Annotated in this window: 14 protein-coding genes and 1 pseudogene; 2 read left to right on the forward strand and 13 right to left on the reverse strand. The window is 46.5% G+C overall.

What is annotated here, in order from left to right; genetic code table 11:
- The first annotated feature begins 30 nt into the window (after nt 1-30).
- Nucleotides 31-1,362, forward strand: a complete 1,332-nt coding sequence (trmFO, locus tag IKG78_RS06080; RefSeq protein ID WP_290940951.1) for a methylenetetrahydrofolate--tRNA-(uracil(54)-C(5))-methyltransferase (FADH(2)-oxidizing) TrmFO — start codon at nt 31-33, stop codon at nt 1,360-1,362.
- Nucleotides 1,355-2,746 (forward strand): GntR family transcriptional regulator, encoded by a 1,392-nt coding sequence (locus IKG78_RS06085; protein ID WP_290940954.1) that lies wholly within the window; start codon nt 1,355-1,357, stop codon nt 2,744-2,746. Before trmFO ends, IKG78_RS06085 begins: the two co-directional genes overlap by 8 nt.
- A gap of 42 nt (nt 2,747-2,788) precedes the next feature.
- Here IKG78_RS06085 and ribD read toward each other — a convergent pair whose 3' ends face one another.
- The 13 genes and pseudogenes from ribD to IKG78_RS06150 form a co-directional block, all read right to left on the reverse strand.
- Nucleotides 2,789-4,048: a bifunctional diaminohydroxyphosphoribosylaminopyrimidine deaminase/5-amino-6-(5-phosphoribosylamino)uracil reductase RibD gene (gene ribD / locus IKG78_RS06090; protein ID WP_290940958.1), complete on the reverse strand. Its 1,260-nt coding sequence runs from the start codon at nt 4,046-4,048 to the stop codon at nt 2,789-2,791.
- 39 nt (nt 4,049-4,087) lie between these two features.
- The gene (locus IKG78_RS06095) at nt 4,088-4,528 is read right to left on the reverse strand and encodes a rhodanese-like domain-containing protein (protein ID WP_290940961.1); all 441 of its coding nucleotides are present in this window, start codon (nt 4,526-4,528) and stop codon (nt 4,088-4,090) included.
- Nucleotides 4,529-4,587: 59 nt separating this feature from the next.
- Nucleotides 4,588-5,751, reverse strand: coding sequence for an alpha/beta hydrolase (locus tag IKG78_RS06100; protein ID WP_290940965.1), 1,164 nt, complete (start codon nt 5,749-5,751; stop codon nt 4,588-4,590).
- A 36-nt stretch (nt 5,752-5,787) separates the two neighbouring features.
- Nucleotides 5,788-7,536: a 1-deoxy-D-xylulose-5-phosphate synthase gene (locus IKG78_RS06105; protein WP_290940968.1), complete on the reverse strand. Its 1,749-nt coding sequence runs from the start codon at nt 7,534-7,536 to the stop codon at nt 5,788-5,790.
- 128 nt (nt 7,537-7,664) lie between these two features.
- Nucleotides 7,665-8,591 carry a TraB/GumN family protein gene (locus tag IKG78_RS06110; protein ID WP_290940972.1) on the reverse strand — a complete coding sequence of 309 codons (927 nt, stop codon included), beginning with the start codon at nt 8,589-8,591 and terminating at the stop codon, nt 7,665-7,667.
- Between the two features lie 2 nt (nt 8,592-8,593).
- Nucleotides 8,594-8,860, reverse strand: coding sequence for a hypothetical protein (locus tag IKG78_RS06115; protein ID WP_290940975.1), 267 nt, complete (start codon nt 8,858-8,860; stop codon nt 8,594-8,596).
- A 142-nt stretch (nt 8,861-9,002) separates the two neighbouring features.
- On the reverse strand, nt 9,003-10,058 hold the full coding sequence (locus tag IKG78_RS06120) for a hypothetical protein (RefSeq protein WP_290940979.1): 1,056 nt from the start codon (nt 10,056-10,058) through the stop codon (nt 9,003-9,005).
- 331 nt (nt 10,059-10,389) lie between these two features.
- Entirely contained in the window at nt 10,390-11,259 is an 870-nt protein-coding gene (locus IKG78_RS06125; protein WP_290940983.1) for a DMT family transporter, read from the reverse strand.
- 78 nt (nt 11,260-11,337) lie between these two features.
- Complete coding sequence (locus tag IKG78_RS06130; RefSeq protein ID WP_290940985.1) at nt 11,338-11,883, reverse strand: hypothetical protein; 546 nt, start codon at nt 11,881-11,883, stop codon at nt 11,338-11,340.
- A gap of 24 nt (nt 11,884-11,907) precedes the next feature.
- Nucleotides 11,908-12,144 carry a hypothetical protein gene (locus IKG78_RS06135; protein WP_290940988.1) on the reverse strand — a complete coding sequence of 79 codons (237 nt, stop codon included), beginning with the start codon at nt 12,142-12,144 and terminating at the stop codon, nt 11,908-11,910.
- 147 nt (nt 12,145-12,291) lie between these two features.
- The gene (locus tag IKG78_RS06140) at nt 12,292-13,143 is read right to left on the reverse strand and encodes a hypothetical protein (protein ID WP_290940990.1); all 852 of its coding nucleotides are present in this window, start codon (nt 13,141-13,143) and stop codon (nt 12,292-12,294) included.
- A 446-nt stretch (nt 13,144-13,589) separates the two neighbouring features.
- Nucleotides 13,590-16,013: a BspA family leucine-rich repeat surface protein gene (locus IKG78_RS06145; RefSeq protein ID WP_290940993.1), complete on the reverse strand. Its 2,424-nt coding sequence runs from the start codon at nt 16,011-16,013 to the stop codon at nt 13,590-13,592.
- Between the two features lie 128 nt (nt 16,014-16,141).
- Nucleotides 16,142-16,685, reverse strand: a pseudogene (locus IKG78_RS06150) (chromosome segregation protein SMC); the annotation flags it as partial.

Below are 16,685 nucleotides of genomic sequence, written 5' to 3' on the forward strand. Positions count from 1 at the left end.
CTAATCACCAACCACTAATTACTGAAAGTTATGAGCAATAGAGTACGAGTTATCGGTGGTGGGCTTGCGGGCTGCGAAGCGGCACTCCAATTGGCGAGCCGCGGTTTTCATGTTGATCTTTACGAAATGCGCCCCAACAGGCAGACGCCTGCTCACAGGGATGGACACCTCGCCCAACTCGTCTGTTCCAACAGCTTCAAAGCGTTAGGCGTTACAAGCGCTCACGGTCTTTTGAAAGCGGAACTCACGCTGCTCGGGAGCTTTTTGCTGGACTGCGCACGCGAAGCGGCTGTGCCTGCTGGCGATTCCTTGACGGTGAATCGCGACATTTTTAGTGAACTTGTCGAAAAGAAAATTGCAGAATTCCCGAACATCACGCTACGCCGTGAAGAAGTGACGAGCCTCGAAGGCGATTGCCCGACGCTTGTGGCCGCAGGGCCTTTGGCAAGTGATGCTCTTGCCGACGATATTTTCAAGCGCCTCGGCAGTAACCGTTTGCACTTCTTTGATGCTATCGCTCCAGTCGTCGAAACGGACAGTATCGACTTTGACCATGCGTTTTACATGAACCGCTGGGAAAAAGGCGAAACGGCAGACTTTATCAACTGCCCGCTGGACAAGGAAACATATACAGAGTTCGTTCGCAAGCTCTGCGAAGCCGAAGCAACAGAACCGCGTCCGTTCGAAAAACGCGAACTTTTTGAGGGTTGCTTGCCTGTCGAAGAAATGGCCCGCCGCGGCTACGAGACGCTCCGCCACGGCCCCATGCGCCCCATCGGGCTTGGTCTCGGCAATAACGGACATTTGTGGTACGCCGTCATCCAGCTGCGAGCCGAGAACAAGCAAAAGACGTTGTTCAATATGGTCGGTTTCCAGACGCGCCTCAAGTGGGGAACGCAAAAGGAAATCTTCACGATGGTGCCTGCACTCCGCAATGCAAAATTCGCCCGCCTTGGCTGCATGCACCGCAACACGTTCATCGAATCGCCAAAGTTCTTGGATGCAACACTCCGGCTGCGTCCGGAACTCGATTGTGCGAAAGACATTCCGCCCACGTGGTTTGCCGGACAAATTACCGGTTCCGAAGGCTACACCGAAGCCGTCGCGACAGGCTGGTACGCCGCTTGGAACATGGCCCAGACGATTTTGCACGGACACGCCGACCCGCTCCCGGAAGAAAGCTGCATCGGCTCTCTCATGAACCGCCTTGTTGAAGAAAACGAGGACTTCCAGCCGATGAATTTCAACTTCGGTCTCCTCCCCCACCAAGACGGTCTCAAGAAAAAGAACAAAAAAGAAATCCTGGCCGAGAACGCAAGACGGGCCGTTCTCGAATGGATTGCGGAACGCAAAAATGCGTAACGGGATTCGACAAGCGATATTGCAACAGAATCTCAAGGACGGGGAAATGCTCCCGTCCGTCCGCAAGCTGATGAAAACCTTTAGCGTTTCGTCGGGAACAATTCAAGCAATTCTAAAGCAACTCGCCGAAGAAGGGCTTATTTACAGCATCCGCGGCAAAGGATATTTCTGGGGCAAGGCTCCCGATGCAAGCGACCTCGCCCAGCTTTTATCCAAAACGGTCCACCGCGAAACAATTCTCGAACGTCTCGAAAGAGAATTCTCGACAGACTGGGAAAAAGGATTCCTCGATCCGAACAAGAATCTGCCTCTCGCAAAGGAACTCTCCGACCGATACAACGTTTCGCAGACGATTCTACGCAAGTTCTTGATTCACAAGGTCAACCAAGGCATTCTCGTCCGCAGTGGTCGTTTATATACATTTGCATCACCGCTCAAAACGAAGACCGTCAAAAGTTTCAGCGAAATTTTGTTCGTAACACGCTGCAACTCTTGGGGCGGTTTTACCGCCGAAAGCGAACGCGAACTCGACTTTTTGCGGCTCGTTTATCAGACCGCAGGCGAACAACATTTCAAGCTTATTTTGCTCGGCATCAACGAAGAAAGCGGCAAACTGATCGACCGCAGCGGAAAAATTTGCCAACTCACGGACTATCCCAACGCCATCGGAGCCGTACTTTCGACATTGCTAGTACAGAAGCCACATGCACTTTTGCAGCTCTTTTATGGCGTAAAGTACCCCGTTTCTGTTTGGTGGGAACAGCCCGTACAAGATATCCCGCCGCGTTTTTTAAGCAAAAACAATTGGGCATTTTTCAACTCGACTTTCGGCGAAATTCCGGGCCAGCAAATGGGCAAGTACCTGTTGCAAAAAGGCATCAAGAAGATTTGCTATTTTTCGCCCTACCACAACAGTTCCTGGTCAAAAGACCGCCTGACAGGACTTATTGATTCAGGACTCGAAGTCATTCCGTTTACCGACGACGAATTTGCAAGCCCGTGGGATTACAAAGAAATCGCAAGAACAATAGTTCCAAGGCTATCCGTTGAAACGTACGCCCGCAACCTCGTCAAGAAAAAACTACAGCAATTTGTACAAAACGTTCCCACCGATTGCAACTGCTGGGTTTGCGTCAACGACGAAGTCGCAGGCCTCTTTTACGAAATATGCGATGACGGTGACTGCACTTTGCCGGGCGACAAAACGGACCCGAATATTCTCGGATTCGACAATTCCGCTGAAAGTTATTTGCTCCGCATCGCGTCTTACGATTTCAACACAAGCGCTCTCATCAAGCAAATTTTCTACTATATCGAAAACCCCGACGGCTTCGGAAACAAAAAACGCCTGCACCAAATTTTGGGGCAAGTCATTGAGAAGTAGGCGTAACGCACCAACGGCCAATTCACTGGCAACAACAGCCAATTACGGATAATACACCGTCAACACATCGGCTCCAATAACAGCAGACTCTTTCGCGACAAGGCTCGTCGGCAAATCAGGATATTCCAACCCTGCAGTTATAACGCTTTTTGCAACAAGTTGTTCAACGGTTTCATCCACAGACGGATCTGTTGAACGCCACAAATCAAATCGGTTCCAAAGAGGAGCACCGCAAGAATCGTTGGAATCGCCGTTGTTCGAATTGGAGAAAAGAGCGTGAGCAAGACCTGCCCCCGGTTCCACCATCAATCGATGCATTCCGCGAACGGTCAAATCACCAAGCATCGTGCGCCAATTTTCAGCAAATGAATTCCCGGAAAGAACGATGCAATCGACAATTTTGGGCTGTGCCACACAAGAATACACCAACGGTTTAGATTCTTTCGCCTGAAGCACATTCAAATGCAAAACTTCATCCGCTGTAAATTCATGATGTCCCGCCCAAACAATCTTTACAGGATTATTTCCAGCAACATGGCGTACATCAAGCCTCGGGTTATCCGCAAGAAGCGTCCCCGCGCCGACAAGAATTGCATCGCTCATTGCACGGAGTTCATGATTCCAGCAATTAGCACCCGCCTTGGTAATCGTAAGCGGCCAACGCTTTCCTGCCGCATCGACACACCCCATAAAGCCATCTTGCGAAATCGCAGATTTCACTTCGACAAACGTGCGTTTCGAGCGTACAAAATAATCATACGCTTCAAAGAAACGCTCTATTTCACGGAAAATCTCACGACCTTCGCCTTCGCGTATTGCACGGTCTTCAAGCGAATTGCTCCTGAATTCAAAAACATGACATTCCCCGGCAGATTCACCATTCGGGCATTCTTCGACGCACGCATCAATACAAGCTTGCAAGCCCTCATGAACTTCGATGCCAGCCTCTTCAAGAATCGCACGAGACTTGCCATGAACAACAGGATTCGGGTCGGAATGCGCAAAATAAACTTTTTTGATTCCAGCTTCGATAATCGCCTTAGTGCACGGCGGCGTTCGACCATAATGGCAACAAGGCTCCAACGTTACATAGATAGATGCACCAGAAGCAAGCTCTCCAGCATCTCGCAACGCCATGACTTCGGCATGAGCACTCCCAGGTCGTTGGGTATGCCCCTTCCCCACAACGATTCCGTCTTTGACGACAACAGCTCCAACCGCTGGATTGGGGCGGCTTTCGCCAACCGCCAAAAAAGCCTGATCCAGAGCAAATCGCATGTAGTTCGAAATTTCAGAAGTCATAAGAGCCTAGTCGTAACGTTGGTTATAACGGAGACTGAACTAGTTCTTCGGAGGGAGAGCGAGAATGCCGCCTTCGACGTTAAACACACGAGTGTAGCCATTCTCGACGAGGAACTTCGATGCCGCCATACTACGCTTGCCGCTACGGCAGTAAACCAACAAGTCCTTATCCTTCGGAACTTCGCTCAAACGCTGCGGCAATTCCTGAAGCGGAACGTTGACGGCAGCTTCAGAAGCCATGCCCTTAGCCACTTCGGCAGGAGTACGCACATCCAACAATACAGCACCAGCCTTGTTCATTTCAAAAGCTTTCTGCCAATCAATCATCGTGATCGGAGCAACCTTCTGTTCAACAACGGCAGCAGCCGGTTGAGTCGTTTCCACTTTCTTTGCGACAGCTTGCGGCTTCGGTTCTTCAGAAGAATTGCATGCCGTAGCAAGCATCATTGCACAGAAAGAAAAAGCAATCAACTTATTCATTCGCTAAACTCCTTAAATGTTTAAAATAAAATATAACTATTTTCAGAGAATCATCTTTTTCATTTTACGTGTTCGTCAATAAATTCGAACATTTCACGATAGGCATTATCACGCACATTTTTCCGAGAAAGGAACAAATCGTGCATTCCATCCTGAATCGTCCTAGTCGTTACCTTGTCCCCAAGATAAGGAGCCCATTCCTTAATGGAATTCACGTTCAACACACCGTCACAACGCATATAATCATCCGTCCAAGTCGAGCCCCCCACCGAACAATTGCTATGCATCACAAGCACTGGCTGCTTGATATTCAACTTTGAATGAACACGATTTTGTCCATTCTCAATCGCACGAAGCCAACCTAAATGTTGAGTCGGGCGAACGACGCTCTTTATATTTTCATTGTATTCCCACTCGCCTTTTTCTCTTTTTAAAAGCGAATAGGCGTAATTCGGTTCCCCCTTCGTACCCACGGTAAAATCAGGCAAGAACAGCCCAAATTCAGAAAACAAGGGGAAAGCGATTTTACGCAAAAACCAGTTATAGTTCATGTCCAAGAACGGACTATTTAGGACAAGCGCTGCAAATTGATCTTCACGACGGTCGTTTACATACAACGAAGAAATCAGCCCGCCCATGGAATGGCCCACAATGACGACTGGGACATTATCAGCATCTTCGTAATCATCTACGGCAATTTTCTTGCTGAGTTCGACAGCAATATCCAGTTCTGCATAGTATTCCTTGATGTTACGCATGTCGCTACGCGGTTCACCCGGCTTGTACGAACGTCCGCAATAATGCAAATCTATGGCGAAAAACGCAAAGCCCGCAGAATCCGCCTTTTCGGCAAATTCCTTTTGAAAATAATAATCATTGTAGCCATGCACATACAAGATAATTCCACGTAAGCTCATATTGTCCGTCGAATCTACACGCGGAGAATTGTTAAACGGATACTCGATAAGCGTCGAATGGAACACCTGTTGACTGTCAGGGCTTGTCTCTATCGGATAAACTCTATAAGGTTCACCCAACTCTTTATCGGTCTCTACCAAAGCTAAAGCCTTATCAAGAATATTGGGATCGACCTTTATCACAGATGAATGGTCCAATGATACATCACGCAAGGCTTCGGCATTTGCAAAATAAACATAAACGGCTGATGCGATAAAGAACAGCACCAGCGGAATAATCATGACGATTATTTTAATTTTTTTCATGCCTACATAATACAAAAAAATAAGCCAAAGCGAGGACTAAGAAATCAACGCAACAGCTTCTTTTGCTATTTGTGCAGGCATCAAGTGATTTTTCTCACACAATTCCGAGAAATTTACCTTGTCGTAAAAGTCCTTTGAAAGCCCGCGGACAAGCACTTTCGCACTTGTATCGCCTAACGACGCTGCGACTTTCTGGCCAAAGCCGCCCTCGACAACGCCATTTTCAAGCGTAACGAACACGTCATGCGTCTTGGCTAAATCATGCAACAGTTCGCTATCGACTCCGCTTGCATAACGCGGATTCACAAGCGTCGCATCAATCCCGACACGGCTAAGCTCAAGGGCCACAGCGGCTGCACGCTGGTAAAAATCGCCAAGGCCAATCAACGCCACACGACTCCCGCGATGCACGACCTTGAATTTATTAAGGTTGGAATAATCCTTCTCGAAAATATCGCTGCGATGATGTACAGCGTTCGGCACGCGAATCGCCACCGGATGTTCCGTCTGGTCAATCGCCCAATCCGCCATCGTCTTGAATTCTTCAACGCAAGTCGGGCAAAGATAAACTAAATTCGGAATATTGCTAAGCATCGGGATATCGAAAATGCAGAGGTGCGTCGTATCGTTCATGCCATCGGCACCAGACATAGTTACAAGAATCGTAGCCGGATTGTTGTTTGCGCACAAGTCTTGCGAAAGCTGGTCGTAAGTACGCTGGAGGAACGTACTGTGAGTGCTATAAACTGGCTTTGCCCCGCCCTTCGCAAGTCCCGACGCCAGGGCGACCGCGTGTTCTTCGGCGATGCCCACGTCAATGTACTGCTTACCCGCTTCTTTTCGGCGGGCCGGATAAAAGCCAATCCCCGCCGGAACCGCAGAATGAATCACCACGACTTTCGGGTCGCTCTTGATTTTCGCCATGAGGTAAAGCCCGAGAATCTCGCCGTAGTTTTCGCCACTACCCCAGTTGATTTCGCCCGTTTCGATATTGAACGGAGCTGCCCAATGCCAACCTTCGCGGTTGTTTTCTGCAAACGAAAAGCCACACCCTTTTTGCGTATGGATATGCACCACAACCGGATGAGAAGAATCCTTTACGGACTTGAACGTTTCGATGAGAGACGTAATATCATTACCTTGTTCCAAGTACTTGTAATCAAAACCGAGAGACTTGAAGTAATTATTTTCGGACTTGCCACCCGTGGCACGAAGTTCTGCCAGGGACTTGTAAAGCCCGCCGTGGTTTTCGGCAATGGACATCTCGTTATCGTTTACCACCACGATAAAGTTCGTTGCGTATTCGCCTGCGTTATCAAGACCTTCGAACGCTTCACCACCACTCAAGGAACCATCGCCAATCACAGCAATCACATTGCCCGATTCACGCAGCACATCGCGAGCCGTCGCAAGGCCAAGCGCAAGACTCACGGACGTAGAAGTATGCCCCACCATAAAATGATCGTGTTCGCTTTCAATCGGTTCCGTATATCCCGTCACGTCGCCGTAATGCGATTCATCCAAGAACGCCTGGACACGCCCCGTGAGCATTTTGTGGCTGTAACTCTGGTGGCTCACGTCATAAACAATCTTGTCTTTCGGAGATTCAAAAACGTAATGGAGTGCTATCGTCGCTTCGACAAATCCAAGGTTCGGTCCCACATGCCCACCGCGCTCGGAAAGCTTTTTAAGGAGTGCTGTGCGCATTTCGGCGGCAAGCTGTTCGAGACTCTTGATGTCCAACGCTTTTACGTCGGCAGGGGACTTGATTTTTTCTAAGAACATGGGACCTCATGAAGTATGTCGAGCGGGAACGCCGCATCGCGGTGGAAAACTTTTAAATTAATATATACAAAAAAGTAAACAGTGATTAGTGGTTAGTGATTAGTGGTTAGTAGTTGGTGGTTAGTGATTTATAGTTGTTCAACGGTTAGGCCTTTGCGGCGCAAAATATCAATGACATTTTCTTTTTCGCCAATCAAATGTGCAGCACCGACAACAACGAACACACTGCGATTTTCCGCCAAGAACGTTTCAACCGATTCCGCCATTTTTCTGTTACGAGAATAATAGACACATTCATTAACAACTTCCAAAAGCAACGAATCCGAATGGTCCAGTTTTTTCGTACTCAAGTTCAATGTCTCATGAAACAATGAATCATTTCCAGTTTTCCAAGCACGCCTAAACAATGTTATTGATGAATCTAGCAACGCAATTTCTTGGAACAAATTTTTCAAATAAAAGATTCCAATCGAATCTGAAATTCCTACGCCAGTAAATACGGACACTTGTTCTTCAACAGTTTCCAGAGAAACGATTTTTTTCTTTCCATGAGCTCTCGTCAAGAAGAACAAATCTATACCCAGCCTAGCATCAAACTTTGTACGTTGCAAAGCAATTGCGCTCAAAGTCATCGCCGCCGCCCACGGGTTATATCCGTAAAAGAAATCCGATGGAATATACCACGAAAGGCAAAGACTGTCGAGCGAATTGAGAACGTCTTCGGGAAGAACCATATCCAACGTTTTTTCATCCTTGAGTGCGCCCAATTCCGACGACAACCTTACACTTTCCTTGATGACGGAAGAATCGCTAATATCCAATTCGACCGCAAGTTCATCGGAACGGTCAAAAGCATTTATGATAACGGAATCGAGCGGATAGAACGACGAATCCGCAAAATGAATACTTCCAAGCAGATAGACGCTAGAATTTTCGTCAGAAACTTTCCATAAAAAATGCTTGCTGTTTTCATTCTTTGGCGAAGAGCACCCTGACAAAAACGTTGCTACGAGCAAACCAAGAATTTCAAAAACCGCCAACGTCCGTTTCATCATCGCTACAGCACGTATAACGCAAGATAAAGCGTAAACGCGATAAAGATAATGGCGATAGGCACCAGGAACCAAAAGCACAGGAAGCCGACCTTTAAATCGTAGAAGAACATCTTCCAGCGACCGCGTTTGGTCTTGCAAATTTCATCGCGGCATTCGGGGCAGATATTGCCGATTCTATTGCGGACACGAATGGCAAGGTTACCTTGCAAGGGGGACATTCCGACCTTGTCGTTAAACTCTTTCTTACAAATTGAACACGTAGTCTGCATGTAAAGAATATAGTAATATACAACGAATAAGAAGAACTTAGATAGGTTATAGGTTGTAGGCTATAGGGATTAGGTTAGTTAGGCGCCTACGGCGCGATTATAAAAAACTAAAACCTAACACCTATTACCTAACACCTTTTTTCTAAATACCTCTAAACAGCGTCGTGATGGTCAGGGAATCGGTATTGTTTTTAAAAGAATTCCCTTCATCATAACTGTATTTCAATTTCCAAGTGATAAGCGTGTCTTTTTCCAAAGGCGATTTTAGATTATTTCTTAGGACAAAACGACTTTGAGTATAAGGTGTCGGGTAAGTATATGCGACTCCGTAAGGTCTATATTTCGTAGTGATCTTATAACAAATAACTAGAGAATCATTTTGGGGGCAGAGAATCTTGTTAGGATCTAAGACCCACTCCGGCAAACCTTCCACCGAAATAGAATATCCTGTGAGCAAAGTATCCATTCCAAAAATTTCATTTTGCGTATCCAGCGTATCTAGTGCATTGCGGAAAGCTGCCGTATCAAACGCAGGCGCATTCACGGCAGGAATATAATCCGTCCATGCCGTTGGACCATAATTCAAGAACGTTGTGTCACGAGTTTTAGTTCGATATGTCGTATGGAATGTGTGATAAACAGTATCTATCACACAGCGATACCCCGGTTGGGAACACACTGACGTGCGTGTTCTTGTTACAGGATCCGGCAAACGAACTTTAACGATCTCGGCTTGACGCATCAGAGGCATGCGTGAACGACAAATGCTAGCTTGTGTGCAACTAAAAGTCTTTTTAACGTCAGAAGAATCAAGAGTGCAATAAATAGGCACACTATCGCACGGACCCGAATCCCCGCTTTTTTCAGCCGTGAAATTGGTAAGCGTATCGTACTTATCTGTTTTACGGTCTAAATAGATAAGACTTGTATATTTTTCGTTGCCTGTAAATATGGTATCGTCATAGACGGTATCTTTATAAACATTCACGACTCTACGGATAAAGATGGTGTCGCAAAAAGAGCGCAACGAGTCCAATTGTTCTTGCGTTTTTGCATCCATCAAATCAATTGTACATTTGCCATCCGGAGTATAAGCAATCGGTTCTGTAATCGATTCCAGACCAGACGTTGAATTATTGCACGACGTAAACATCGCCGCAATCAGAAAAAGCAAAAGAGTTTTGGACATGTTTTTCATGTAAATAAAATTACAAACACGGCCGTTAAAAAGTTCCGGAAAAATGAGGAAAAAACGTAGAAATTTGCGGGAATTGTCGCCCCAAAAGTACAAAATGTATTATATAGGACTTAGTTGGATTATTCAACTCCACTTACGATTCGCTCAAGATGACTTATGCCAAAGGTGCCCCTGGCACGATGGCCGGGGTGACAATGTACATGCAAAACCAACTAAAGTAACAAGCAAAAAAAATTCAGATTGACTAGCCACATGAACAAAAAGTTCAAATTCGAACGATCAAAGCCCATACCTCAAAGCACCCGTAAGGGGCGTCCCCACAGCCCAGCAATCACTTTTTTGCAGCCACAAGCATGGTAGAACCGAGAATCAAGGCAATCCCCGCCATGATGCGCGTGGTTAGCGTTTCGCCAAAGACCATTACGCCAATTGTCACGGCGGTCACGGGTTCCAAAGCGCCAAGAATTGCCGTGGGCGTGGAGCCGATGATTTTCACAGCCTTGACCATGAAGATAAGCGAAAGCACCGTCGGCACGAGGCCCAGCATAAAGCCCCACCCCCACGAACTGGCCTGCGTAAAGAGCGGCGGGAGGCCAGCGCCAAGTGTCACTGAATAAAGCAGCAAAAATACGAGGCAGAAGCAAATGGCGTAAAACGTCATCTTCACAGCCCCCATCTGCAAGTTGATACGATTCGCCATCACCATGTAAATCGCATAGCTTATAGATGACAAGAACACCAGCAGGCACCCCACTGAGCTTAGCGTCGAGCCATCGCCGCCGCGATACAAGAGCGCCACGCCCGCCATCGAGACCGCGATAGAAGCGATTGTCCAAGCATTTATACGTTCCTTGAAGAAAATGGCCATGAGCACCGAGACTTCGAGCGGGTACAGGAACAATAGCGTGGATGCAAGCCCTGCGTCCATGTACTTGAAGGATGCGTAGTACGTAAGCGAACTCACCGCAAAGAGGAATCCGAACGCGACAAGCGCAAGGACCTCGCGGAATGAGATTTTAAAATGCGAACCTTTCGCAAGAACGACAGCAAAAAGGAGAATCGCTGCCGTGAAAAAACGGTAAAAGAGGACCGTCTCCGGCGAGTAATTCTGGGCGTACAAATGCAAGGCGCCCAGCGGATTTGTACCGTAGCAAATCGCAGAAAGAGCGGCGAGAACAAAACCTAAGCCAGTATTTTTCACGCACGAAAATATAGGAAATCTTATTTCATCGAAGCCGAATCTTCAGTAAAACCGATACCGTCCTTCAATTTAGTTGGTTTAGTGCTTGGATTGGAAGTGGAGATGTTCACTGGACGAGTACTTGTCTTCCCATCTGATCTTGTAATCTTTTGGGAGGGTCTTTTCTAGGATTCTGACCACTTCTTTTCTTTTGTAGTATGATAGGTCAACGAGGCTGATATCTACAGCTTTTCCAACCCTATGTTTTGACCATTGATCATGTCTGTCAAAGGAATCATGTGCTGATATAATGGTCGGAGAAAAGTCCTGCCCGAACTGGCTTTTGAACACATTGATGACATAGACGAGTCCGCTTTCGAGTTGAGGAGTAAGCTCCATTACTACATAGCCTTTCTGGAAGGTGTTTTCCATAATGTACTCATGATTTGAACCTGTTTGGACAGGGACATCGTTCTTAACTTCCTCGGCGGGTTTCTGATAGGTTTCTTCTGCACGCACTTTGGACCTGTAGTCCGGTTTTTCGGGGCGATATGGATCGAAGATAAGCTTATAGCCCACGATGAGCATGATGGCAATCATGATTAAGCCGAGGAAGATTTTGATAAGGTTGACAAGGCATCCCATGGTGACGACTCCGTTGTTGATTGTTCACTTTCCGTATTGTTCGTCATAGAGGCGTTGCAAAGCCTCCTTGTATTGAGTCTCTCTGTCGGCCTCGATTTTCTGTTTCTGGATTTCTTGCGAGTGGTCCACATAGGGGTTCTTGTTGTGCCTGTTAGTTGCGAGGGCAAGCAAGACGACTGCGAGAACGATGATGATGAGCAAGACCACCTGCGTGAAGAAATACGTTATGCGTTCTAGGATGTTGCTAATGAAGTCAAACATGGTTATGCCTCTGTTGGCTGTATTCTCTGTATAATTATCGTAGGCAGTTTCACCAATGTAAAGCCAGACCGTTGAAAAAAATCTTTAAACGCAAAAAGGGGCTTCACCCCCTTTATTGTAAATAAGAAAACTACCTGCAGGGCGTTTTTATTTAAGAACTTTTTTTTCGAAGCCGAATTTTTTCAGCACATCCTTACGGATTAGCGGAAGAATCTGGCTGTAAGGCACCACAACCAAGCCGTCTTTCGTGTCGAAATCAGTAATGCCGATATAGAAGTATTTGAATCCGATACCGTCTTTCAAGAATAAGGCGAGCCTTGGCTGGATTTCTTGGTTGATTTCGTCTATAATGGCGTGATCGGCCGCATTTTTCCGGATAAGGGCGACTAGAAGGTCTTGCGACCCTGGCAAGAAAATGGAACTGTCTACTACGGAACCGTCTTGCTTGGAGAATGTCATGTAGCTGTTTCTGCTCCAATGGACGGCTTCACAGTCTTTGTCTTCCCTTTCGTATTGCAGGTAAGTCGCCCAAGATTTCGTTTCGTACATGGGAGCAATGCTGTCAACCAATTTCATAGGTATGGTGTCATAGCTATAGCGTTGTTCTAAAACTTGAATATTTGTGGTGGTATCTGAAGGATACATACATCTGTGGATTTGGTCTTTGCGCACGTCATCGGCGAATCTTTTTAAAATCGCCTGCATGTGCTGCTTGTCTAGTGTCAAATCGGTCTTTTGAACCTTGTCACCTAGAAGCGTGCGGATTATCCTGTTTCGGGCTGTTTTGCTTATACCCTTGGCGGGGAGCGTCCAATGAGCGTAAACTTCACTGAAAGGCCTTTGCACCGTGTCTATGGAGACTGTGAAGTGTTCAATATCGTTGTTTTCCGCGAGAGCCTCGTGTGCGTATAGGCTGTTTTGGAATTCGTCTCTCAGCGAATCCTCAAGTAAGAACTGTCGAAGCGTGGAGTCCAAATTTTTTGACCGTTTCTGAGACAATTCTAATTGCTCCTGTTGGATAAGCAGCTGTTTCTGTGCACCGAACACCTGCTCCCGCCTCACCCTATCCCGTAGGCTGCTTTTTGTCTCTTCCTGGTCATGCTTGATTAAATTAAACAACCAAAATGCATATATGCATGTAATCAGCACTATTACAATAGTAATTATTTTTTTCACGACCTAGTCTCCTGCGGAAATTCAGCTAATTCAAATATAGCTTCATAGGATGTCACTTTATGACATTTTAAGGTTCTTGTGAAAAAAATTGCAAAAAAGCCTTGTGCAGATCCGCATCAAGGCTTTGAATGTTAAGAAGGGATGCCCTGTAAAGCTAGGCGTTTTTATTTAGGAACTTTTTAGCCGAACATGTTCTTGGTGTTACAATCAGGGCGTATGTTCCAATTAGTGGTGTCGCCGTTGAATTGACTACCTTCAAACCAAAAATCTTATTCGTCTGTCGTCTGGTTCGTTTCGTCATCGATATCGTTCATGAAGATAGCGGCAATTTCCTCATCGGTAAGGAGTTGGTCGTCAGACGTTTTCGTGTCAAGTGCGATTTGCGACTTCTCGAAGATGCGGTTGATGTCGCCAGTGAATGAGCTTCCTTCGAACATCCCGTTTATGTTAGTCACATTGGACACGTTCCACTTGCTGATGTCACCATAGAAACTGCTGCATTCAAACATTCCGCTCATATTGGTCACGTTGGATACGTTCCACCTACTGATATCGCCATTGAATGCGCTATGGTAGAACATACTACTCATGTCCGTCACTTTGGACACATTCCACCTACTGATGTCGCCATTGAATGCACTATGGTAGAACATACTACTCATGTCCGTCACTTTGGACACATCCCACTCGCTGATGTTGCCGTTGAATTCGCTTCCTTCAAACAACCCACTCATATCGGTAATGTCCGAAACATCGATGTCGTTCAGGTTGCATTCAGGGCCGAACCAATAAATTCTTTCATCAATAAGATTCCTCAAAATTTCTTTTTTATTGACCTGTACTACACAACGATTGCGCTTGCGTAGTTTGTCGAAGGTATTCATCATCGATTTGAGACGGATACTGTACTCCGATTCTTCCAACGACGCATCGTCCTTGTCCTCTTCGTCCTTATTTGCGGACTCGGCAAGCATCTTCTTGTCGGTCGCATTCACGACAGCCTCGCACTTAGCCCGAGCTTCACGACGCTTGATTAGATTGTCGTAGGTTTTCATTACCGACTCGAGACGGATACGAAAATTCTTCATGTCCTCCGATTCTCTAGACGGTGCAACGTCCTTATTGTCTTCGTCCTTATTCTCGTTGACAATACCAGGAACTTCATCACTGATATTGCCATTGAACGAGTCCTCTTCAAACTCTTTGAAGTCCTGCGGGGTTACGAACTCGGCAAGCATCTCGCTTCCACTGAACATCCCGTCCTTGTTAGTTCTTTTAGACACATTCCATCCGGTGATGTCTCCAGTAAATTTGCTATGAGAGAACATCCAGCTCATGTCAGTCACATTGGACACGTCCCACTGGCTGATGTCGCCGTTGAACTGGCTATGGGAGAACATACTGCCCATGTTGGTCACATTAGACACATTCCACTCGCTGATGTTGCCGTTGAATTTGCTTTCTCTAAACATACAATACATGCGAGTCACGCTGGATACGTCCCACTGGCTGATATCTCTAGTAAATATGCTACGAGAGAACATACCATTCATGTTTGTTACGTTGGACACGTCCCACTCGCTGATGTCGCCATTGAAGTTGCTTTCTTCAAACATAAAACTCATGTTCGTTACGTTGGATACGTTCCACTTGCTGATGTCGCCGTCAAATGCGCTATTGGAGAACATACTACTCATATCAGTGATACCAGAGACATTGATATCGTTCAGGTCGCATCCGGGTCCAAACCGATTAACTCTTTCATCAATAATCTCCCGCAACATTTCTTTTTTGTTAGGAACATCTGGATTTGAAATTTGTTTTTTTAAGTAATTACAACGAACCCAGTTATCCTGTTTTGAAATTTCTTCGGTCACATCCCATTCGCTGATATCGCCATTGAAGTCGCTACCAGAAAACATTCCACTCATGTCAGTCACGTTGGACACGTCCCACTTGCTGATGTTGCCGTTGAATAAGCTATGAGAGAACATTTCTTTCATGTAGATCACATTGGATATGTCCCATTTGCTGATGTCGCCATTGAAGTTGCTATGAAGGAACATCCCGATCATGTTCGTCACATTGGATACGTTCCACTTGCTGATGTCGCCATTGAATTTGCTTTCATGGAACATTTCGCGCATTTCAGTCACGTTGGACACGTCCCATCTACTGATGTCGCCGTCGAATGCGCAACAAGAAAACATTCCACTCATGTCAGTCACATTGGACACGTTCCACTTGCTAATGTCGCCGTCGAATGTGCTATAGTAGAACATGCCACTCATGTTCGTCACATTGGACACGTTCCACTTGCTGATGTCGCCGCAGAAGAAACTATGTTCGAACATCTCGCTCATGTTAGTCACGTTGGACACGTTCCACTGGCTAATGTCGCCTTTGAAGTCGCTACAAAAAAACATTCCACTCATGTCAGTCACATTGGACACGTTCCACTTGCTGATGTCACCACCATAGAATCTGCTGCATTCAAACATCCCGCTCATATTGGTCACATTGGATACGTCCCACTTGCTGATGTCTCCATTGAATTGGCTTCCTTTGAACAATTCGCTCATGTCGGTGATGTCCGAAACATCGATGTCGTTCAGGTCGCATTCGGGCCCCTCGGTCTGAATGCGGTTTTCGATGATTTTCTTCAGTTCTTCTTTATTTGCGGGTTTGAGCATCGTCTGTTCCTTTAAAAGTAATGCAAACGCAATTTTAATCGTCAATAAATTTAAATACAAAAATGCAATTTTTTAGAAGAGGCGGGATGAAAATCCCGCCTACAGTCTACTTCCTACTGCCTACTAAATTAAATCGCAAACTTAGTAGCGTCGGCGAGCTGCACGCTGGCAATGCGAGAAATACCCTTGATTTCCTGCGTCACACCGTAGAGCATGTCGGCTTCGGCCATGGTACGCTTGTTATGGGTCACGACGATGAACAAGGTCTGCTTACTGAATTCGCGGAGGAGCGCCATAAAGCGACCGACGTTAGCGTCATCAAGCGGACCGTCAACTTCGTCCAGCACGCAGTACGGAGACGGCTTTTCCATGTAAATTGCGAACAGGAGCGCCGTTGCAGTAAGCGCATGTTCACCACCGGAAAGCGCCTTGATACCGCGCATCTTCTTGCCGGTCGGGCGAACGTTGATTTCGATGTCAGCATCGAGAATGTCCATGGGCTTGCCCATTTCATCGACTTTTTCGACGAGGCTCATCTTCGTTTCGCCATTGAGGAACAGCTTGCTGAACACGAACTGGAAGTTCTTCTGGATGCGGGCAAACGTATCGAGGTAGCGCTGGCGGGCTATATCATCGAGCTTTGTGATGGTGCGGTCGAGCGATGCGCGGGCG

It is taken from the genome of Fibrobacter sp., from assembly GCF_017545445.1.
GTDB lineage: Bacteria > Fibrobacterota > Fibrobacteria > Fibrobacterales > Fibrobacteraceae > Fibrobacter.